Source organism: Sphingomonas sp. SRS2, assembly GCF_000971055.1.
Taxonomy (GTDB): Bacteria; Pseudomonadota; Alphaproteobacteria; order Sphingomonadales; family Sphingomonadaceae; genus Rhizorhabdus.
In genome coordinates this window covers 1-20,164 of record NZ_LARW01000127.1, presented here as the reverse complement: position 1 = coordinate 20,164, position 20,164 = coordinate 1, and the positions used below count along the sequence as shown (strand labels likewise).

Here is a 20,164-nt window from a genome sequence, read left to right as displayed (position 1 = left end):
GAACAAGAGACATTGCATCGCACTGCGCAAAACTGTAAGAAGTCGAAGCCTGTTTCGGGGGGAAACAAGCCTGAACGTGATTGGATCGTTCGAGCCACTCTCTTTTTTTAATTCACTTCCGGAGAATTCGATCATGAAGAAGATCGTTGCCCTTTCGCTTATCGCCGCTGCCTCGCTGACCCTTGCTGCCTGCAAGAAGGAAACGACGGTCGTTGAGAACAACACCGTTGTCGTCGACAACACCGCCGACGCGATGGTTGATACCAACGCGGCGCTGGTCGATTCGAACGCGGCTGCTCCGGCGGACAACGCTTCGAACGCGATGTAATCGCGCTGGCAGCCGCTTCGGCGGCTGCCGCGAAAGATTGAAGGCCGCGCCTCCGGTGCGGCCTTTTTTCTGTGTCCCGACGGTTGGGAAATCAGCGGAAAATGGGCTGATTGACCACGGCTTCCTCGACCGCACAGCTCTGCGCCGGCGGCGGCATGCCGGCCCTGCGCAGCGCCGCGAGTTCGGCACGCGCCGCCACCACGGCATCTTTATATGGCGGCTCGGTATGGATCACCGCCATGGTGGAGGCCGCAACCATCCGCCCCGCGTCGATCGCGCTCATATTGTGGACGCCGCACACCACCCGGCTCTCGCCATAGACACGCCCCCGGGCCAGGATCGGCCCGGCGCGATCGTCGAGCACCTCGGCGAGGACCAGCGCCCAGATCCACCCCTTGGCGGCGTGGCCCGATGGATAATCGTAACTGATCGACAGCTCGTCGGTCTGCGGTTCGCAGGTCTCGCCAGAATCGAGCATGAAGGGCCGCTTCTTCTTGTAGAAGCCTTTGAGCGCGTTGACCTGACGTCCGGCGTCGCGAGAGGCCTTTTCGAGCAACGCGGCAGTCTTCGGTGCATTGGCGAGGGTCATGTCGATACGCGTCGCGCAGGCGAAGCCGCGCATCAGCGAGGCAGGGTCGCTCGGTACGTCGCTCACCGCCAGGTTCCAGCGCGCCGTGCCCTTGAGAGCCCGCGTCAGTTTGAATATCTCGCGGTCGGCGACGCCGCGCGGCTCCTGCGGGATCGGCGCCGGCAGCACCACATCGATCAGGTTGAGATAGCCGTCCGGAAGGAAGCTCGTGGCCTGGGGGGCCGCCGCCGTCACCACAGCCGCTGCGCCGATCAGGGCAGTTGCCGCCATCGACGCCTTGTACCTTGCCCGCATCGATCCTCCCCGATGATCAGATTTACGCTGTTCGTGGCCTCTGCGCCGCCGGCTTAATTATCGTAATAGCCGCCATATTGCTTGTTCTGGCCATAGCCATATCCGTAATCGTCGGAGATCAGGCCCGCGCTGTAGCGGTTGAGGACGGTGCCGATGCAGGGCGCGGGGCTCAGCAGGCGAAAGCTGTCGCGCACCTGCTTGCGGGTCGTCACGCCGTCCTCGACGATCATCAGATAGGCGTCGATCTTCTGACTGATCACCACCGCGTCGTCATTGGCGAATACCGGGGGCAGGTCGCACAGGCACAGCGTTCCCTCGGGCAGCTGGCGCATTGCGGTGATCAGAGAATCCATCCGGTTCGACGCGACCAGTTCGTCCGACGCAGCGGCGTTGACGAAGCTCGGGAAGATCGTCAGCTGCTCGCCGGGGATGGTCCGCGCCACCGCACCCAGATCGCTGATCGTGCCGTCGAGGAAGTGCGACAGGCCGAAATCTCCCTTCAGCTGGAAATTCCTGGCGATGGTGGAGCGGCGCAGGTCGAAGTCGAACAGATAGGTGTGGAGATCGGGCGTTCGTGCCAGCGCCGCGGCGAGATTCGATGCAACGAAGCTCTTGCCCACCTTCGGGGTCGGCGACGTGACGCCGATGATCCGCCAGCCGCGCGCCCGCGCGATACGCAGCACCTGAGCGCGCAGCAGGGTGAAGGGTCGGGAGCGGATGTCCTTGCTGTCGAAACCATAGATCCCGTTCGCGCGCAGCTTGTCGAAGGCCGTCACGCGATTGGCGTCGCCGGGCACCGCAAAGGCGGGCGCGACGCGCTGGGGCGGGTCGAAGCTCATGCCGCCGCCGCCTTGCGCCGGGCCAACAGGCCCTTCTTGCGCTTCTTACGCTTCGCCGCGCCACGCGCGCGGGCCTTGAGGGTTGGAATGACGACCAGCGGGCCGACCCCCAGCATGCCCTGCAACGCGGCCGCGCCACGGATCGGACGGCGCAGCAATTCGATCATCAGCGCGAAACCGAGACCCAGCGCCGCGCCCATGGCGATGCCGCCCACGATCAGCAGGGTGCGGTTCGGCGAATTGGGTTCGTCAGGCATGGTCGGCGGATCGACGAGCACCAGCCGCTCGCCGCGCTGCTCGGCATCCATCTTCTGTGCGGCTTCGGCGGCCAGCAAATTGCCCGAAATCCGCTCATAATTGCCGCGCAGGCCGTCGGCCTTCGCTTCGAGCTGACGGATGCTCTCCTCGATCAGCGGTGCTCCGCTCTGCGCCGCGACCGCCGCGCTGGCGCGCGACATATCGGCAGACTTCGCGCCTGACAGGCTGGCGATGGTCCGGTTGTTGGCGGCGATCTGTGCGCTGATCGCGGGGTTGGTGCGGGGGCTGACATTGGCCTTGGCGGCGGCGCGGGCTTCGGTGAGCCTCTGCTTGGCGGAGATCACGTCGGGATGATTGTCCGAATAGAGCGATTGCGCCGCGGCGAGCGCCGACTCGGCTGCGTTCACCCGATCGTCGGCATTGGTGCTGTTGCTGCTCAACCGACCCTGCAATTCGGTATTCTCGCGCTGAAGCTGGGCGATCTGGATGTCGTAATTCGATGTCGACGGGATGAAGCCGCCGATCCGCGACAGGGCAAGGCCATTACGCGCCTTGATCTCCTGGATCTTGTTCTCGAGTTCGCTGATCTGTCCCTGAATCTGGCTCGCCTGACCGCGCAGGAAACCGACCGTCGCATCGGCCTGCGCCGACAGCTGCGAACTGTCCAGCTTGAGGAGCTTTTCGGTGAACTGCTGCGTGACCGCCTGCGCCTTGGCAGCGTCCGAATAGGTGAAGGAGACCTGAAAGGCGATCGTGCTTGACCCGCCGCCCCGGGCCGCCGCCATCCGGTCGATATCTGCCGTGACCGGGGTGATCGCGGTGTCGCCGCGCATCTTCTCGATGATTGTCGACAAGGAGTTCTTGCGCCGGTCCGCCATGTACAATTCATTGTTCTGGATCAGCTCGATGAGCCCCGGGCGGCTCAATATCTGCTGCTTGATCCTGGCGATGCGCTGATCGATCAGATCGCTCACCGAGGCGGCGGCGATCGCCTCGGGCAGTTCCTTGGATTCGACCACGACTGTGGCCGAAGACCGGTAGAGCGCGGGCAGACCATAAGCGAGGCCGACCCCGCTCAACGCGCTGACCGCGAAGGGAATGATCACGAACCAGCGCCGCTGATAAAGAATCTGCGGCAGATAGCCGAGCAGGCCGTCGGCCAGCTCTATATCACTGGCGGTCGGATCGATCGCATCACTCATCGCGGGCCTGGCAGCGCCACCGTCATATAGATCTCACCGCCCAGGTCGGCCTTGATCTGCGGGCCGCCGAAGACGTCGCGATAGCGGCCTTCGGTGCCGATTATGATCTGGCGCGCCGCCTGCCATTCGAAGCCGGCATGGGCACTGACATATTCACGCGTGCTGAATGTCGTCGCCTGCGACTCGCTGCGCGTGTAGCTGCCACCCGCCTGGAAACCGATGCGTTCGGTGAGCTTGCGGCTGTAATTCGCGCCAGCCGACGTCCGCTCGACCGTGCCGAGGCCCGAGGCGCTGACCGAACGCCCTGCGAAGAAGCAGAAATCGTCGCGGCTGCCCTTGTGGCAGAGGCTGGCATTGCCCGACAGGCCCTTGCTCGTCTGGTCGGGCCCGAGCAGCGCCGGGAGCGTCAGATCGCTGAACGAAATGCCGGCCGAAGCGTCGAAGGTCCAGGTCGCGCTGAGCTTGGTCGAGAAGGTGACGCGCGGCTCCATAATCAGCGTGCTGAGCCCGGCATTATCGGGATATTCGATCTTGTAGACCGCTCCGCTGACGCCGATCTTGGTGCGTTCGTTGACGGCATGCTGCCAGCCGACCCGACCGCCGAAATTGTTGGAATCCCCGCTGCCGCCATTGGCGTAGCGCGTCGCGGTATAGCCGCCATCAGCGGATATCGTGTCCTTGGACGTCAGCTGATACTCGAAGCCGCCGCTCGCGACATAGGTATCCGACCGCTGGCGCAGGCCGATCAGGTTGATGTCGGTGTCGTCGATCGGCGAACCGGTGACCTCGTCGTCCCCCTGGCCGATCACCTCGCTGTCATAGCGCAGCGCGGCGAACACGCTCAGCTTGGGCGTGACCCGCTGCTGGAGGGTAGCCTCGGCGCCATATTGATCGGACTTGCCGTATTTTTCGAGATAAGCCGTACGGGTGAAATGCCCCTGCACCGCCACTTCACCCTTTTCGGTGCGCTTCGAAAGCTTCGGCGCGATCGAGGATTCGACATAGGGGCTGGCAAGATCATTGCCCCCCGACAGGAAGGGATTGATGTCATAGCCGAGCCGGGTCGACAGATCGACCGACGCCTCGATCGGCGCGGCGGCGGACGGCGTGGCGGCCAGCAGGCCGGCCAGCACCGCGAGCGAAGCACTGTGGCGGAAAGCGATATACACGATCACGGCACCACCACCGTATCGCCGCTCTGCAACTCTATGATCGCCCCCTGGAGATCGGCATTGGATGGATTCCCCTTCATCGCGGTGTCGAGCCTGACGTCGATCACCTGGATCTGCGTCCCGTTCTTCCGATAGATCTTGACCCGGCTGAGATCGGCGAACTCGGTCGGCCCGCCGGCGACGCTGACCGCCTCAAGAATGTTCATATAGTGGCCGGGAGTGAACGATCCGGGCGACCGGACCTTGCCCGCGACCGAGAAACTCAGCCCCGTCGGATTCTTGACCGACACCGTCACGCGCGGCACCGAGTTGCGATATTGGTCAGCCAGCCCCTTGACGATCACGCCCTCGAGATCGGTCGGCAGCTTGTTGAGCGCGTCGATCCGTCCGATCAGCGGGAAGGAGACGCTGCCGTCGGGCAGGACCTTGAGCACGCGCTGGAGCCGCTCGTCGCCCCAGACGTAGATCTCGATCTCGTCGCCCGGGTTGATCCGGTAAGGCTTGAGCGGAGCGCCCGCCGGCTGGGCGGCGGCAGGCTCGGCTGACAGCACGAGAGCGGGCAGCGGCATTGCGCCCGTCACCGCCAGCATGGCCGCCCTGATGATCCCCCATTTACGCATTACAGCCCCATATATCGCGCATCGGACGCTCCTGCCCGACCAGCGGCACCCCCTGATCATCGGCACAATCGTTCGATCACAGTCCGCTGCTCCACAATTGCCTCAAAAAAGCGGCGCGTGAAACAGAAAAAGCCCGCACAAACCGGCACTTTGCATAAGCTAACAATTGCGGGGTCGGCGCGATTCAGTCTTTCGCACCTTAATATGTACTTTTGCACAATAGCGGATGGCCGTTTTATGGCCCGATCATGCGACGATAGTATGAGATTTGGTGCGGGCGGGGGGACTCGAACCCCCACAGGTCTCGCGACCTTACGGATTTTCGTACCACTTCGGCTTTCGCCGCCGGGCCGGACCAGCCGGCACCGTTCGTGGTCTGGACTATCCCTTCGCCCTATCCGCCGCCTTCAGGAAGAGGGCGTGGACGTAGGCGCTGCCCGTCTAGTCTCTACACCTTCCGCCGGGGCCGGTCGGCTCCAGCGGCTTGGCTCGGGATCACCAGGAACAAGGCTTCCCCGAATTTGAGCAGTTCTGCATCGCCGGTTTCCCGCCGAGCACTCGATGATGGGTTCAAGTCCGTTGCGTCTACCAATTTCGCCACGCCCGCAGCGTTGCAGCCGGCTGCATAGAGACTGATCGCGCAGGGTGGAAGCGCTTTGCGCGGCTAACGGATCATCCAATGCCATGCCGGGCCGTACTTGATGGCCGCCTGCCCGACTCGCGGCAGCGGATTCCGCGCCGCCCTCAGACGTTGAGGCGAATCCGCATTTCCTTGCCCGGCTTGAAATAGGGCACGCGCTTGGCAGAAACCGGCACCGTGTCCCCAGTCCTCGGATTGCGCCCGACACGCGCGCCGCGGCTGCGCGTAGAAAAGGCGCCGAAACCGCGAAGCTCAACACGCCCGCCTTCTGCGAGGCGCTTTGTAATCGCATCGAACAATGTCGCAACGATCTTCTCGACTTCTTTCGGCGAAAGATCGGGATTGTCCTGCGACAACAATAATACCAACTCGGATCTGATCACAAAGCCACCCCCTTTGATGTCACGGCCGAGCCCGTAAATGCATTGCCCGCAGATTTAGCCCTATCATCGAGCGAAGCCCACCCCTTTAAGCCTCGTCTCCGTCCATGTAGCGATAAAAGCGCCTTTAAATCAATCGGAGTCAAGAGCCGGCATCATGTCACAATGTGACTGCCGTTCAGCCTTGCGACAGGGCCGTCGCCACAATAGACGATCGCTATAGTCGTCGGGGGCCAGATCATCGGCTGCCCGCCCCGAAAGGAGCCTTGATGCCGTACCGGTTTATCCTCACCTCGATCGCCGCTGCCGCGCTGACCGCACCTGCTCTGGCCGCCCCGCTGCCGAAGCCGGCATTGTTCGGCGTCTGCGGCGCATGCCATAAGGTCGACAAGGGTGCATCGAGCACGCTGGGCCCCAATTTGTGGGGCATCGGCGGCACCAAGGCGGGCCAGGTCCCCGGCTTCGCCTTTTCGCCCGCGATGAAGAACTCGAAGGTCAAATGGACCCGCGCCAGCCTGATCGCGTTCATCCAGGAGCCGCAGAAGACCGTGCCCGGCACCCGCATGCCCTTCGCCGGCCTCAAGAACCCTAAGGCGGCCGAGGCGATCGCCGACTATATCCTTTCGCTGAAGTAAGCCGCGGCGCACGCACGGAGCGGCCACGCCGGTCCGTGCGCGTTACCGACGCCCTGATCGGCCGCTCGCCTTGCCCGGCTGCAAGCGCAGCAGGACGAAGATCATCGCAGGCCAGAACAGCGTATTGACCACGTCGCTGGCCGTATCGGGCATCCAGCGGCCGTGGTGCATCCGGTCGAATATTTCGTTGATCAGTTCCCCGGCGCAAACGCAGGCCAGCGGTATCGGCGAGGACAAGGACCGGCGCGTCGCCAGCTTCGCCAGCAGGAAGATAAGCAGCCCCGCATGGACGTGGAGCAGCTTGTCCTCGAAGCCGGTTTCAACGGCAATCCAGTCCACCAGCCTGATGTAGCTCTCGACTATCCAATGAATCTGATCGCGCAGCACGCCGCTCTGCTGACGATCTTATGCCCGCGCGTCAACCGGTCTCGTCGGCCGCGAGCCGGGAAATACATCTCGCGGAAAGACCCGCCCGGGCGGTGGTGGATGGGGCTGGATTCGAACCAGCGTACGCTTGCACGGGCAGATTTACAGTCTGCTGCCTTTAACCACTCGGCCACCCATCCAGAGGCGCCAAAAGCGAGGCGGCTCAATGGCCAATCGAGACCGGCCTGTCAACGCCAAGCGGCGCGAAAAAGAAGATCGTCGCCCGCGCTTGCCTCGCAGGGGCCCCGGTGGCTAAGGCGGGACATGCGCAAAGGCCATCGCCCATCCCAGTCCGTATCCGGCCGGCCCCGTTTCTGGGGTCGTCATGCCGTGTTCGCCGCCCTCGCCAATCCGGACCGCGTCATCCGCAGGATGTGGGGCACGCGCGAGGCGCTGACGCCGCTGAACCTGCCGTCCGACCTTCCCGTCACCTTCGCCGATGTCGCCGATCTTGGCCGCTTGGTGCCCCATGACGCGCCGCATCAGGGGATGGTGATCGAGGTCGATCCGCTGCCCGACATCTGGCTGGGCGATCTGCTGGAGCAGGCGCAGGGCAATCGCCGGCCGCTGGTCGTGCTCGATCAGGTCACGGATCCGCATAATGTCGGCGCGGTGCTGCGTTCGGCGGCGGCATTCGACGCGATCGGCATCGTCACGCAGGATCGCAACTCCCCGCCCGAATCGGGCGCGCTGGCCCGCTCGGCATCGGGCGCTCTGGAGGTTGTGCCATGGGTTCGCGTGGTCAATCTCGCCCGCGCGCTCGACGAGATCGCCGAAGCGGGCTTCTGGCGGATCGGCCTTACCGGCCACGCCAAGGGCACGCTTGCCGAGGTGATGGGCGATACGCGGATCGCGATCGTGCTGGGCGCGGAAGGCGAAGGCATGCGCCAGAATACCGAAACCCATTGCGACGAGCTCGCGAAGCTGCCGATCAGCGCCCGGGTTGAAAGCTTGAACATATCGAATGCCGCAGCAATCGCGCTCTACGCGATCACCACGCGAGGCTAGGCGCGCGCCGATTCTTTGTTTTTGCCCTCAAACGCCGGGCGCAGGGCATCCGCCCTGCTTGGCTTCCTCGCAATAAGCTCGGGCGGCCGTTCGGCCTTGCGGGCCGCTGACGCTCCCCGACGCAGAAGTTATCGTCGGAGCCTGCAAGGCTCCGCAAGCGCGAACGCGCGCCCGAGCTTATTGCGAGGGATAGCCAAGGGAGCGAAGGCGACCGCCGGCGCTTGAGGCCAGCAAAAGCGAACTGAGCTTCGCTCAGTCTTCCGGCGCGATCGTGATGGTCAGGCCGTCGAGCTCGTCCGACATCACCAGCTGGCACGACAGGCGCGAGCGCTCGTCGCGATGGTCGCTGCTGTCGAGCAGATCATTTTCGTCTTCGCTCATCTCGGGAAGAATGCCGGTGAAGGCGGGATCGACGAAAACATGACAGGTCGCGCAGGAGCAGCAGCCGCCACACAGGGCGAGCAGCTCGTCGATTCCGTTGTCGCGAATGACTTCCATCACCGACAGGCCGGCCTCGGCTTCAAAAACGGATTCCTCACCCTCACGCGTGACGACGACCAACTTGGGCATTAGCAATCCCCCAATAACTTTCTGATTCCGCGCGGCTATGTCCCGCACGGATCGCGAAATCAAGTGCAGGAGCCGAAATGAGTCTGTCCGCCGAACAAATCCGCAGCAGCCTGGATGCACTGGCGGCAATCGAACCGGCCTTCGCGACGGCTATCGCGGCAATCGGCTACCCGCCCCCCCGTATCCGCGACCGCGGTTATCAGACGCTATTGCGCACGATCGTCGGCCAGCAGGTGAGCGTCGCCGCCGCTAATTCGATCTGGGCGAAGCTGGAGACGATGGTGGGCGCCGGGCTGGCGCCCGAGGCGGTGGCGGCAGCGCCCGACGACCTGCTGCGGCAGGCCGGCCTGTCGCGCCAGAAGGTGAGCTATGCCAAGAGCCTGGCCGAGCACGTCGCGAGCGGCGATATCGACTTCGCCAAACTGCCCGCCGATGATGAAGAGGCGATCGGGCAGATGACCGCGATCAGGGGGATCGGGCGCTGGTCGGCCGAAATCTACCTGCTGTTCGCTGAAGGACGTGGCGACATCTGGCCGGCGGGCGACCTCGCGGTACAGATCGAGGTGGGCAAGCTGATGGGCTTGCCCGAACGCCCGAGCGAGCGCGAGACGCGGCGGCTGGCACAGGCGTGGAGCCCGCACCGCGGCGCGGCGGCGATCTTCACGTGGCACAGCTATTCGGCGCGGCTGTCGGCAGGGAAGGCCGACAAGATGCCGGTCTGACCGATGTGTCGGCCGCCCGTCGCGGCCCTGGCCTTCGCCGGGGCCACGGATAGGCGCTAGCCCCGCAACCGCGCGCCCAGCTTGGCGGCGGCCGCGACGATCTTCTCCGAGATCGCCTGGAGGTCGGCGTCGGTGAAGCTCTTCTCGGCGGGCTGGAGCACTACCTCGACCGCGACCGACTTCTCGCCCTCGCCGACGCCCTGGCCGACGAAGATGTCGAACAGCTTCACATCGACGATCGCAGCCTTGTCGGCCCCACGCACCGCGCGCAGCAGCTCCTCGCCCGCCTTGTCGGCGGAAACGAGGAAGGCGAAGTCGCGCCGGACCGCTTGCAAGGCCGGCGGCGCATAGGCGTCGCGCATATGATCGGTCGAGGCGCGCTTGGTGGGAATGGCGTCGAGGAAGATTTCCGCACCTACCGCCACGCCCTCGATGTCGAAGGCGCGCGCGATCCCGGGATGAAGTTCGCCGAACTCGGCCAGCACCGTCTTCGGCCCGAGCCGCAGCGTGCCCGAACGACCGGGATGATAGACCCCCGCCGACACCGTTTCGAACAGCTGAAGCCGGTCGACCGGCGCGCCCGCGGCGGCGAGCAGCGCCACTGCCTCCGCCTTGGCGTCATAGGCGTCGAAGGGCTGCGCACGTCCGGTCCGCCAATCGCGCGACACCCGGTCACCGGTCAGCAGCAGGCCGAGCGTCAGGCTCTCGCGGTCGGCGAGATAGCGGCGGCCGATTTCGAACAGGCGGATGCTGTCCGCACCGCGATCGGCATTGCGACGCGCGGCGGCGATCAGGCCGGGCAGCAGCGAGGGCCGCATGACCTTCAAATCCTCGCTGATCGGATTGGCGAGCGTCCAGTCGCCGCCGCCGAAGGGCGCTGCCTCGGCCTCGCTGACGAAGCTCCACGTCACCGCCTCGTTCAACCCGCGCGATGCGGCGGCGCGACGGGCGCGACGCTCGATCATCTGCATCTGCGTCGCGGTCGGCGGGGCGACACCTTCGGCGCGCGGCAGCGGAGTCGAAGGGATATTGTCGATGCCGACGATGCGGACGACCTCCTCGACGATGTCCGCGGGACCATCGATGTCGCGGCGCCAGCTCGGCACCGAGATATTCCACACCGCATCGATGCCGAAGCCGAGCGCGGACAGGATCGAACGCTGCCGGTCGGGTTCGACGGTGAGGCCGGCGATCTTCGCGGTCAGCGCCGGATCATAGCGCAATGCCTTGGTGCCCGACGGCGGCGTGCCCGCCTCGACAACCTGTGTGGGCGCGCCACCACAGATGTCCATCACGAGCTTCGTCGCGATGGCGATGCCCGCGCCGAGAAACTGGGGATCGGCGCCGCGCTCGAAGCGGCTGCGTGCATCGGAAGTGATGCCGAGCTTCTGGCCGGTCCGGGCGATGGCTTCGGGCGGAAACCATGCGCATTCGATCAGGACATCGGTGGTTGCGCCCGTGACGCCGGTCCGCTCACCGCCCATGATGCCGCCGATCCCGTCGGCGCCATTGGCGTCGGCAATGACTGTCACCGTGTCGTCGAGCGTGTAGGTTTTCTCGTTGAGAGCCAGCACCTGCTCGCCCGGCTTTGCCTTGCGGATCACGAGCGGGCCGGACAGCTTTTCGAGATCGAAGACGTGCAAGGGCCGCCCGTGATCGAGCATGACATAGTTGGTGATGTCGACCAGCGCCGAGATCGGCCGCTGGCCGACCGCCTTCAATCGCTTGGCCAGCCATTCGGGGCTGTCGCCATTGACGACCCCCCGGACAACCCGACCGAAAAAGGCCGGGCAACCTTCAAGGTCCTCGTTGCGGATCTCGATCGGACCCTCGCCCTGCCCGACGATCGTCGGGATATTGAGTGGCTTGAGCGTGCCGAGACCAGCGGCAGCGAGATCGCGCGCAATGCCGCGTACGCCCATGCAATCCTGCCGGTTCGGCGTGATCGCAACGTCGATCACCGGATCGGACAGCCCCGCCCAGTCGACATAAGCCTCGCCGATCGGCGCATCGCCGGGCAGCTCGATAATGCCGTCATGCGATTCGCCGAGTTCGAGCTCGCGCATCGAGCACATCATGCCGCGCGATTCGACGCCACGGATCGCGGCGATCTTCAGGGTGACGTCGAGCCCGGGGACATAGTCGCCCGGCTGGCCGAGCACGCCGACGAGACCGGCGCGCGCGTTGGGCGCGCCGCAGACGATCTGCAGCGGATCGCCCTCGCCCGCATCGACCGACAGCACCTGCAGCTTGTCGGCCTGCGGATGCGGCGCGGCGCTCAGCACGCGTGCGATGCGGAAGGCTCCCAGCTTCTCGGCGGGGTCCTCGACGCCCTCGACCTCGAGGCCGACCTTGGTCAGCCCTTCGAGGATCGCGGTCAGGCTCGCCTCGGTGTCGAGATGCTCCTTGAGCCAGGACAGGGTGAACTTCATGCGCCCACTCCCCCGCTCAGCGTGGGCACGTCGAGCGCCGCGAAGCCATAATGTTTGAGCCAGCGCAGATCGCCGTCGAAAAAGGGACGCAGGTCGTCCATGCCATATTTGAGCATCGCCAGCCGATCGATTCCGCAGCCGAAGGCGAAGCCCTGCCACTCATCGGGATCCAGCCCGCAATTGGCGATCACCTTGGGATGGACCATGCCCGAGCCGAGAATCTCCATCCAGCCGCCATTCGGCCCGGTCGGATCGCCACCGATCACGCGGCGGCCCTTTTCCCAGGTGAAGCCGACATCGACTTCTGCCGACGGCTCGGTGAAAGGGAAGAAGCTGGGGCGCAGCCGCAACACGATGTCGTCACGCTCGAAAAAGGCCTTCACGAAGGTCTCCAGCGTCCATTTAAGATGGCCCATATGGATACCGCGATCGATCACCAGCCCTTCGACCTGATGGAACATCGGGGTGTGGGTGGCATCCGAATCCGAACGATAGGTCCGCCCCGGCGCGATGATCCGGATCGGCGGCTCCTGGTTCATCATCGTGCGGATCTGCACCGGCGAGGTATGGGTGCGCAGTAGCATCTTCTTCCCGTCTTCCTTGTCGGGGAAGTAGAAAGTGTCGTGCATCGCGCGCGCCGGATGCGTTTCCGGAATGTTGAGCGCGGTGAAATTATGCCAGTCGTCCTCGATCTCGGGACCGGTGGCGACCGCGAAGCCCAGATCGGCGAAGATTTCCGCCAGCTCGTCCATGACCTGCGCGACCGGATGGACCGATCCCGGCGCACCCGGCGACACCGGCAGGCTCATGTCGAGCTTCTCGGTTGCGAGGCGCGCGTCGAGCGCAACCTCGTCGAGCGCGGCCTTGCGGTCGGCGATGGCGACGGTGACGGCTTCGCGCAGCGCATGGATCTTCGGCCCCTCGGCCTGGCGCTGCTCAGGCGTCATTCCGCCCAGCGTCTTCAGCAGCGCGGTGATCGTGCCGGCCTTGCCGAGCTTGGCCACCCGAATCGCTTCCAGATCGGCAAGCGACGCCGCCGATGCGATCTCCGAAAGCTCCGCTTGATATTCTGTGCTCACCAACGCCCCATTCATTCACGTCCCGTCCGCGACGGGGATCAACGCACTCGCGCCAGCCCGTAGCGCCCGCACCCGTCCCAAGACAAACAAAAAGGGCGCGGTGACCTTGGCCACCGCGCCCTCCCTGATCTTGTGTCCGAAGACTTACGCCGCGATGCGGGCGCCTTCGGGCAGGGCGGCCTTGGCCTGGGCGATGATGACCGAAAAGGTCTCGCCCTCGTGCATTGCCATGTCGGCCAGGACCTTCCGGTCCAGTTCGACGCCGGCGAGCTTGAGGCCGTGCATGAAGACGCCATAGGTCAGGCCTTCGGCGCGAACCGCGGCGTTGATGCGCTGGATCCAGAGAGCCCGGAACGAGCGCTTCTTAACCTTGCGGTCGCGATAGGCGTATTGACCCGCCTTCTCGACAGCCTGCTTGGCGATGCGGATAGTGTTCTTGCGGCGGCCATAATAGCCCTTCGCCTGTTCAAGAACCCTCTTATGCTTGGCGCGGGTGGTTACACCCCTTTTTACGCGTGCCATTTACCGGCCTCCCTCAGTTCAGGCCGTACGGAGCCCACAGCTTAACGCGGGCGGTATCGGCCTCGGCGAGAACTGTGGTGCCACGATTGGTGCGGATATATTTGGCGTTGTGGCTGATCAGACGGTGGCGCTTGCCGGCGACGCCGTGCTTGATCTTACCGGTTGCCGTGAGCTTGAAGCGCTTTTTGACGCCGCTCTTGGTCTTGAGCTTGGGCATTTTCGTCTCCTGATATGCGACGTTTGCAGACAGCCACGGCAGCCCATACAGCCGGACCATCCATCAAATCGCGGAAGCGCGGGGCTATACGGAGCTAGCACGCACTTTGCAACCACCTGCGGAACCCCCCCCGCCGCTCGGGGGTTTCACGGGGTCATGGTAGTCGAACCACAGCCCCCGATCGAGATGCCCGAGGGCGCTTCGACGCCCGAAACCGGGCCTGTCCGCCCCCGCCGCGACCCGGCAAACTGGACGCTTGCGGCCGGATTCGCGGTGGTCGCCACGATCGTGGGACTGATCGTGCTCGCCTGGTTCATCCTGTTCGTGACCAAGGGACGCTTCCTGAAGCCCCAGTTCGAATCGATCGCCAGCCGAATGACCGAGCGCGACGTGAAGGTCGCGGGCGACTTCCAATTCTACTTCGACATCATCGACGCGCGATTCGTCGCCGACGGCCTGACCATCTCCAATCCTGCATGGGCCAGCAAGCCGAACTTCTTCGAGGCGAAGCATGTCGCGACGCGGATCGACACGATCTCGACCATTTTCGGCACGCGCAAGGCCGATTGGCTGATACTCGACGGTGGCAAGGTCGACGCCGAATGGGACGCGAAGAAGCGCAATACGTGGACCTTCGGCGATCCGGACCAGAAAGGCGAGCCGTTCCAGTGGCCGATCATCGGCCGGGCGAATGTGACCAACACCGAAGTCCGCTACATCGACCCCGCCCTGCAGCTACGCACCGATGTCAAAGTCGGCGACATCGCCGCGGGCGGCACCAGGATCGACGGCAAGGTGCCGTTTACCGGCACCGGCACGCTGCGCGCCAAGCCTTTCACCATGTATGGCGCTCTGCTGTCGCCCAACTCGACCGTCACCTTCGGCCGCACCAATTTCGAGATGCACGCCAAGTCCGGCGCCACCTATCTCGACGTCAACGGCGTGCTGCCCGCCGCGACCCAGATCGAAGGCTCCGACCTCAACCTGAAGGTGCGCGGTCCCAACATCCGCCAGCTGTTCGACTTCCTTGGCGTGGCGGCGCCTGACACCCGAGCCTACTGGTTTACCTCAAAGCTGACCAAGGCGGGTGACGAATGGCGCTTCACCCGGATCAACGGCCGCTACGGCGCGAGCGACCTCCACGGCAAGATGACGATCAGCTTCCCGAAGGAACGGCTGTTCCTCGACGCGGTGCTCGATTCGAACCGCGTCGACATCATCGATGTGGGGCCGTTCATCGGTTACGCTCCGCAGGCGCTGGCGACGCAGGGCGTCCAGGCGGCGGTCGCGCAGACCGGCGCGACCCCCCGTATCCTGCCCGACGCGCCGCTGCGTGCCGACTCGATCCGGCATTTCGACGCGCATATCCTCTATAAGGTGAAGGATTTCCGGAATCCCAAGTTCCCGATCTCCAACGTCGATCTGACATTTGATCTCGACAACAGCCTGATGAAGCTGTCGCCCCTCACGTTCGACATCGCGGGCGGCCATCTGGCGTCCGACATCAGCATCAACGCACGCGTGCCCGCAGTCGTCACCGACTACGATATCCGCCTGTCACCTACGCCCATGGCCAAGCTGCTCGCCGGCTTCGGCGTCCAGCAAGCCGGCACCACCGGCACTATCAAGGCGCGGATCAAGATGAGCGGAACCGGGGATACGCTGCGCGATTCGCTCGGCACATCGAACGGCCGCATCGCGATCATCCTGCCCAAGGGCACCTTCTGGACGCAATATATCCAGCTGTCGGAGTTCGATCTGGGCGTATTCGTGCAGAAGCTGCTCCAGGACAAACTCAAGAAGCCGGTCGAGATCAATTGCGGCCTGCTCGGCTTCACCGTGCGCAACGGCGTCGCGGCGGCCGATCCCATCCTGATCGACACCGACAAGAATGTGATGACCGCGAAGGGCGGCTTCAGCTTCAAGGACGAATCGCTCGACATGAGCTTCCGCGCCGACGCGAAGAAGTTCAGCCTGTTCTCCGGACAGTCGCCGGTGGGTATCAAGGGCTATTTCGCCGAGCCCGGGATCAACATCCTGAGTCCGCAGCTGATTGCACGCGGCGGCGCCGGTATCGCGCTGGGCGTCGTGGCCAGCCCGCTGGCAGCGGTATTGGCCTTTGTCGATCCGGGCGACGCCAAAGCAGCAGCGTGCGGCCCGATCCTCGCCGGGGCCCAGGCCAACGCGATGCGCACCAATAAGGGCGAACTGCGCAAGGATGTCGGCAAGGTTAGTGAGAATCGCCAGCAGGCCGGCGACCGAAAGCAGCCGACCAACCTCGACGAGAAAGTCGGTCTGAAGAAGTAAGCGTCAGCGCTGGTTGAGCAGGGCCACGACTTGATCGACCAGCGCCGGATCACCCGCCGCGATCACCTGGCCTGGGCTGGTTGCGTCGAGGGGCCGGCCCTGCCAGTCGGTCATCTTCCCGCCCGCACCCTCGACCACGGGGATCAGCGCGGCGAAGTCATAGAGCTGAAGACCGGATTCGATCACCGCATCGAGATGGCCCGACGCGACGAGCCCGTAATTGTGACAGTCGCCGCCCCACAAGGTGTCGCCTGCCTTCGCGCAGACGCGCTGGAATTTCTCGAGATCGCCGCCCGGGAAGGCCGCCGGCGAAGTGGTGCCGAGATGCGCGCCGGCGAGCGCCGAACAGCGCCGCGTCTGTGCGGGCGCGCCGTTGAACTGGGTGATCTGCCCGCGCGCGCCGACCCAGCGGTCGCCGATGATCGGCTGATCGATCACCCCTAGTACCGGCCGCCCATCCTCGACCAGCGCGATCAGCGTGCCGAACAGCGGCCGCCCCGCGACGAAGGCACGGGTGCCATCGATCGGATCGAGCACCCAGACCCGCACCGCATCCTCGCGCTCATTGCCATATTCCTCGCCGATGATGCCGTCGGCGGGCCGTTCGGCGTTGAGTATCTTGCGCATCGCCGCCTCGGACGCGCGGTCGGCCTCGGTCACCGGCGACGCGTCGGCCTTGGTCTCGCGCTCGAACCGCGCGCGGAAGAACGGCCGGATCGCCTCGCCCGCCGCCTCGGCGAGCCGGTTGGCGAGAATGATGTCTTCGTTAGTCATGCTGGCGTCATCGGCGAGGAGAATGCAAAGTGCAACCGCAGCCGAGGAGTTCGCCATGACCGCCCCCGCCGGATTCGCGACCGTCACGCCCTATGCCTTCGTCGACGAGGCCGACGCCTTCGTCCGCTTCCTGATCGACGGGTTGGGCGGCGAGCATGTCGGCGTCCATTATCGGCCCGATGGCGCGATCGCCAATGCCCAGGTCCGGATTGGCACCGCGACGATGATGGTCAGCGAAGCGAGCGCCGACTATCCGGCGATGCCGGCGTCCTATTATCTCTATGTCGACGATGCCGACGCGGCGATGGCCCGCGCGATCGAGGCCGGCGCGACATCGATCATGGCGGTCGAGGACATGCCCTATGACGATCGCCAGGGCGGCATCCGCGACGCGCACGGCAACATCTGGTGGATTTCGCAGCGGCTGACCGACGCGCCTTATTATTGAGGCGTCTGCCGGGGAATCAGTCGAACAGGCTCGACACCGAGCTTTCGTCGGCAATGCGCTTGATCGCTTCGCCGAGCAGCGGGGCAATGGTCAGGTGGCGGATTTTCTTGGCGTCGGCGACCGCCGCCGGTGCGCCGATCGAGTCGGTGATCACCAGTTCCAGCAGTTCCGAACCCTCGACCCGCGCGACCGCGCCACCCGAGAGGACGCCATGGCTGACATAGGCGACGACATCCTCCGCGCCCGCCTGGCGTAGCGCCGCGGCGGCGTTGCACAGCGTGCCTGCCGAATCGACGATATCGTCGACGAGGATGCAGAAGCGGCCCGAGACGTCGCCGATGATATTCATCACCTCCGATTCGCCAGCGCGCTCGCGGCGCTTGTCGACGATGGCGAGCGGGGCGTTATCGAGCCGCTTGGACAGCGCGCGGGCGCGCACCACGCCGCCGACGTCCGGCGACACCACCATGATGTTACGACCGCCGAAGCGCGCCTGGATGTCGGCCGACATCACTGGCGCGGCATAGAGATTGTCGGTCGGGATATCGAAGAAGCCCTGGATCTGACCGGCGTGGAGATCGACCGAGAGGACGCGGTTGGCGCCCGCCGTCTCAAGCAGGTTGGCGACCAGCTTGGCCGAGATCGGGGTGCGCGGGCCGGGTTTCCGGTCCTGACGGGCATAGCCGAAATAGGGGATGACCGCAGTGATTCGACGCGCCGACGAGCGCTTCAGCGCGTCGATGCAGATCAGCAGCTCCATGAGATTGTCGTTCGCCGGATAGCCGGTCGACTGAATCACGAAGACGTCCTCGCCGCGGACATTTTCGTGGATTTCCACAAAGACTTCCTCATCGGCGAAGCGGCGGACGCTTGCGTCGGTCAGCGGCAGTTCGAGATAGGCGGCGATCGCCTTGGCGAGCGTCTGGTTCGAATTGCCGGTGAGTAGCTTCATGGACAGGATTCCCGTGCCGGTCGGTGCTGGATGGGGCGCTCTTAGGGTTCAATCTCGATCATCGCAATGGGCACCCGCCGGACGCGTGGCTCCTTCCGTCGTCGCCGTCAGAGGGTGGTCGTCCGGACATGATACGCTTATGGGGCAAGACCATGACAGTTACCCGCTTCGCGCCTTCACCCACCGGTCGGCTTCATGTCGGCAATATCCGCACCGCGCTCCATAATTGGATGTGGGCGCGCAAGCATGGCGGCCGCTTCCTGCTGCGGCTCGACGACACCGATATCGAGCGGTCGACCACCGAACATGCCGAGGCGATCCGGAGCGATCTCACCTGGCTCGGTCTGATTCCCGACGGCCATGTTCGCCAGTCGGATCGTTTCGCGCTCTATGAGGCGCGATTCGAGGCGCTGCGCGCGGACGGCCATGTCTATCCCTGCTATGAAAGCTCCGAGGAGCTCGAACTCAAGCGCAAGGTCCTCGCCGGGCGCGGGCTGCCGCCGATCTACGACCGCGCCGCGCTCGCGCTGAGCGACGCCGGGCGCGCCGCCTATGAAGCCGAGGGCCGCCGCCCGCACTGGCGCTTCAGGCTCGACCACGCCACGCCGATCCATTGGGACGACCTGATCCGCGGCCCGCAGAATCTCGACCCGAAGCTGCTGTCCGATCCGGTGATCCGCCGCGCCGATGGCAGCTGGCTCTATATGCTGCCCAGCGCGATCGACGATATCGATATGGGCGTCACCCATGTCGTGCGCGGCGAAGACCATGTCACAAACACCGGGCTGCAGCTGCAGATGTTCACGGCGATGGGCAGCGCCCCGCCCGCCTTCGCGCATGAGGCGCTGCTGGTGGGCAGCGAAGGGAAGCTGTCGAAGCGGCTAGGCTCGCTCGGCTGCGACGCGTTCCGCGAGGAGGGCATCGAGCCCGCCGCGCTGATCGCGCTGCTCGCGCGCATCGGCACCAGCCTTCCGGTCGAACCTGTGACCGATCCGGCTGCGCTGCTCGATAGTTTCGACTTCGCCCGCTTCGGCCGCGCGCCGGCGCGTTTCGATCTCGATGAACTCAAGGCGCTCAATGCGCGCATCGTGCACATATTGCCCCACGCAGCGGTCGCCGATCGCCTGCCGACCGGCATGGACGCGGCGGCATGGGATGCGATCCGGCCCAATCTGTCGACCCTCGCCGAAGCGGCCGACTGGTGGGCGGTGGTCGAAAATGCGCCGAACGCCGCCGTGGCGGACGAAGATCGCGACTATCTCGCCAGGGCGGCCGGGATCGCGAACGGCGCGGACTGGAATGACGGCATCTGGAAGGCTCTGACCGGCGCGCTGGGCACGGAGACCGGCCGCAAGGGCAAGGCGCTGTTCCTGCCGCTCCGCCTCGCGCTGACCGGACGCGAGCATGGTCCCGATATGAACGCGCTGCTGCCGCTTATCGGCAAGGAGCGGGCGGTGGCGCGGCTTGAGGCGGCGGCTGCGCTCTAAGCCATCATTCCAGCGAAGGCCGGAATCTCCGACGGCTCCAGCGACTAGGGGTTGTGGGGATTTAGGATTCACATTTTTGGGGAGATGTGATTCACACTTTGGATGGAACGCTTCGTACTGACCGACGCCCAGTGGGCAAAGATGGAACCGCATTGTCTGGGTAAGCCGACCGACCCGGGACGAAGCGGGAGGAACAACCGTCTATTTTTGGAGGCAGTGCTATGGATTGTCCGGACGGGCAGTCCATGGCGTGATCTGCCGAC

22 protein-coding genes and 1 tRNA gene are annotated in these 20,164 nt (G+C 64.9%); 8 read left to right on the top strand and 15 right to left on the bottom strand.

What is annotated here, in order from left to right:
- Positions 1-133 precede the first annotated feature (133 nt).
- On the top strand, positions 134-328 hold the full coding sequence (locus tag WP12_RS20230) for a hypothetical protein (RefSeq protein ID WP_046195479.1): 195 nt from the start codon (positions 134-136) through the stop codon (positions 326-328).
- A gap of 91 nt (positions 329-419) precedes the next feature.
- On the opposite strand, the gene WP12_RS20225 is transcribed toward WP12_RS20230, so the two are convergent.
- The 6 genes from WP12_RS20225 to WP12_RS20200 all read right to left on the bottom strand — a co-directional run bounded on the left by WP12_RS20225 (position 420) and on the right by WP12_RS20200 (position 6,325).
- Positions 420-1,187, bottom strand: a complete 768-nt coding sequence (locus tag WP12_RS20225) for an acid phosphatase (RefSeq protein ID WP_052730525.1) — start codon at positions 1,185-1,187, stop codon at positions 420-422.
- Between the two features lie 77 nt (positions 1,188-1,264).
- Complete coding sequence (locus WP12_RS20220; protein WP_052730524.1) at positions 1,265-2,050, bottom strand: CpsD/CapB family tyrosine-protein kinase; 786 nt, start codon at positions 2,048-2,050, stop codon at positions 1,265-1,267.
- Positions 2,047-3,510, bottom strand: coding sequence for a GumC family protein (locus tag WP12_RS20215; protein ID WP_046195477.1), 1,464 nt, complete (start codon positions 3,508-3,510; stop codon positions 2,047-2,049). Before WP12_RS20215 ends, WP12_RS20220 begins: the two co-directional genes overlap by 4 nt.
- On the bottom strand, positions 3,507-4,685 hold the full coding sequence (locus tag WP12_RS20210; RefSeq protein WP_046195476.1) for a hypothetical protein: 1,179 nt from the start codon (positions 4,683-4,685) through the stop codon (positions 3,507-3,509). The genes WP12_RS20215 and WP12_RS20210 overlap by 4 nt, the downstream gene beginning before the upstream one ends.
- A complete protein-coding gene (locus WP12_RS20205; protein ID WP_046195475.1) occupies positions 4,682-5,302 on the bottom strand; it encodes a polysaccharide biosynthesis/export family protein in 621 nt (206 codons plus the stop codon). Before WP12_RS20205 ends, WP12_RS20210 begins: the two co-directional genes overlap by 4 nt.
- Positions 5,303-6,046: 744 nt before the next feature.
- On the bottom strand, positions 6,047-6,325 hold the full coding sequence (locus tag WP12_RS20200) for an integration host factor subunit beta (protein ID WP_046195474.1): 279 nt from the start codon (positions 6,323-6,325) through the stop codon (positions 6,047-6,049).
- Positions 6,326-6,591: 266 nt separating this feature from the next.
- Between WP12_RS20200 and WP12_RS20195 the strand changes: the two genes are divergently transcribed.
- Entirely contained in the window at positions 6,592-6,957 is a 366-nt protein-coding gene (locus tag WP12_RS20195; RefSeq protein ID WP_046195473.1) for a c-type cytochrome, read from the top strand.
- 42 nt (positions 6,958-6,999) lie between these two features.
- Here the strand turns inward: WP12_RS20195 and WP12_RS20190 are convergent, their stop codons facing one another.
- Both WP12_RS20190 and WP12_RS20185 read right to left on the bottom strand, forming a co-directional pair.
- A complete protein-coding gene (locus tag WP12_RS20190) occupies positions 7,000-7,344 on the bottom strand; it encodes a hypothetical protein (RefSeq protein WP_052730523.1) in 345 nt (114 codons plus the stop codon).
- A gap of 93 nt (positions 7,345-7,437) precedes the next feature.
- Positions 7,438-7,523: transfer RNA gene (locus tag WP12_RS20185), tRNA-Tyr, on the bottom strand.
- 124 nt (positions 7,524-7,647) lie between these two features.
- Between WP12_RS20185 and rlmB the strand changes: the two genes are divergently transcribed.
- Positions 7,648-8,391, top strand: coding sequence for a 23S rRNA (guanosine(2251)-2'-O)-methyltransferase RlmB (gene rlmB, locus WP12_RS20180; protein ID WP_046195472.1), 744 nt, complete (start codon positions 7,648-7,650; stop codon positions 8,389-8,391).
- A gap of 252 nt (positions 8,392-8,643) precedes the next feature.
- Here rlmB and WP12_RS20175 read toward each other — a convergent pair whose 3' ends face one another.
- Positions 8,644-8,961, bottom strand: coding sequence for a 2Fe-2S iron-sulfur cluster-binding protein (locus WP12_RS20175; RefSeq protein ID WP_046195471.1), 318 nt, complete (start codon positions 8,959-8,961; stop codon positions 8,644-8,646).
- Between the two features lie 77 nt (positions 8,962-9,038).
- Here WP12_RS20175 and WP12_RS20170 point away from each other — a divergent pair, with 77 nt between their 5' ends.
- Positions 9,039-9,683, top strand: coding sequence for a DNA-3-methyladenine glycosylase family protein (locus tag WP12_RS20170; protein ID WP_046195470.1), 645 nt, complete (start codon positions 9,039-9,041; stop codon positions 9,681-9,683).
- Positions 9,684-9,739: 56 nt separating this feature from the next.
- On the opposite strand, the gene pheT is transcribed toward WP12_RS20170, so the two are convergent.
- From pheT to rpmI, 4 genes are all read right to left on the bottom strand, one after another.
- Complete coding sequence (pheT, locus tag WP12_RS20165; protein ID WP_046195469.1) at positions 9,740-12,115, bottom strand: phenylalanine--tRNA ligase subunit beta; 2,376 nt, start codon at positions 12,113-12,115, stop codon at positions 9,740-9,742.
- The gene (pheS, locus tag WP12_RS20160) at positions 12,112-13,209 is read right to left on the bottom strand and encodes a phenylalanine--tRNA ligase subunit alpha (protein ID WP_046195468.1); all 1,098 of its coding nucleotides are present in this window, start codon (positions 13,207-13,209) and stop codon (positions 12,112-12,114) included. Before pheS ends, pheT begins: the two co-directional genes overlap by 4 nt.
- Positions 13,210-13,338: 129 nt before the next feature.
- On the bottom strand, positions 13,339-13,716 hold the full coding sequence (gene rplT, locus WP12_RS20155; protein ID WP_046195467.1) for a 50S ribosomal protein L20: 378 nt from the start codon (positions 13,714-13,716) through the stop codon (positions 13,339-13,341).
- 13 nt (positions 13,717-13,729) lie between these two features.
- On the bottom strand, positions 13,730-13,933 hold the full coding sequence (rpmI, locus tag WP12_RS20150; protein WP_046195485.1) for a 50S ribosomal protein L35: 204 nt from the start codon (positions 13,931-13,933) through the stop codon (positions 13,730-13,732).
- A 156-nt stretch (positions 13,934-14,089) separates the two neighbouring features.
- Here rpmI and WP12_RS20145 point away from each other — a divergent pair, with 156 nt between their 5' ends.
- A complete protein-coding gene (locus WP12_RS20145; protein ID WP_046195466.1) occupies positions 14,090-16,240 on the top strand; it encodes an AsmA family protein in 2,151 nt (716 codons plus the stop codon).
- Between the two features lie 3 nt (positions 16,241-16,243).
- Here the strand turns inward: WP12_RS20145 and hisN are convergent, their stop codons facing one another.
- Positions 16,244-17,014: a histidinol-phosphatase gene (gene hisN, locus WP12_RS20140; protein WP_046195465.1), complete on the bottom strand. Its 771-nt coding sequence runs from the start codon at positions 17,012-17,014 to the stop codon at positions 16,244-16,246.
- 55 nt (positions 17,015-17,069) lie between these two features.
- Here hisN and WP12_RS20135 point away from each other — a divergent pair, with 55 nt between their 5' ends.
- Positions 17,070-17,462, top strand: coding sequence for a VOC family protein (locus tag WP12_RS20135; RefSeq protein ID WP_046195484.1), 393 nt, complete (start codon positions 17,070-17,072; stop codon positions 17,460-17,462).
- A gap of 16 nt (positions 17,463-17,478) precedes the next feature.
- Here the strand turns inward: WP12_RS20135 and WP12_RS20130 are convergent, their stop codons facing one another.
- Complete coding sequence (locus WP12_RS20130; protein ID WP_046195464.1) at positions 17,479-18,414, bottom strand: ribose-phosphate pyrophosphokinase; 936 nt, start codon at positions 18,412-18,414, stop codon at positions 17,479-17,481.
- A 152-nt stretch (positions 18,415-18,566) separates the two neighbouring features.
- Between WP12_RS20130 and gltX the strand changes: the two genes are divergently transcribed.
- Together gltX and WP12_RS24405 are read left to right on the top strand one after the other, a co-directional pair.
- A complete protein-coding gene (gene gltX / locus WP12_RS20125; RefSeq protein ID WP_046195463.1) occupies positions 18,567-19,901 on the top strand; it encodes a glutamate--tRNA ligase in 1,335 nt (444 codons plus the stop codon).
- 102 nt (positions 19,902-20,003) lie between these two features.
- A partial coding sequence (locus WP12_RS24405; RefSeq protein WP_152663831.1) for a transposase occupies positions 20,004-20,164 on the top strand: 161 nt, incomplete at its 3' end.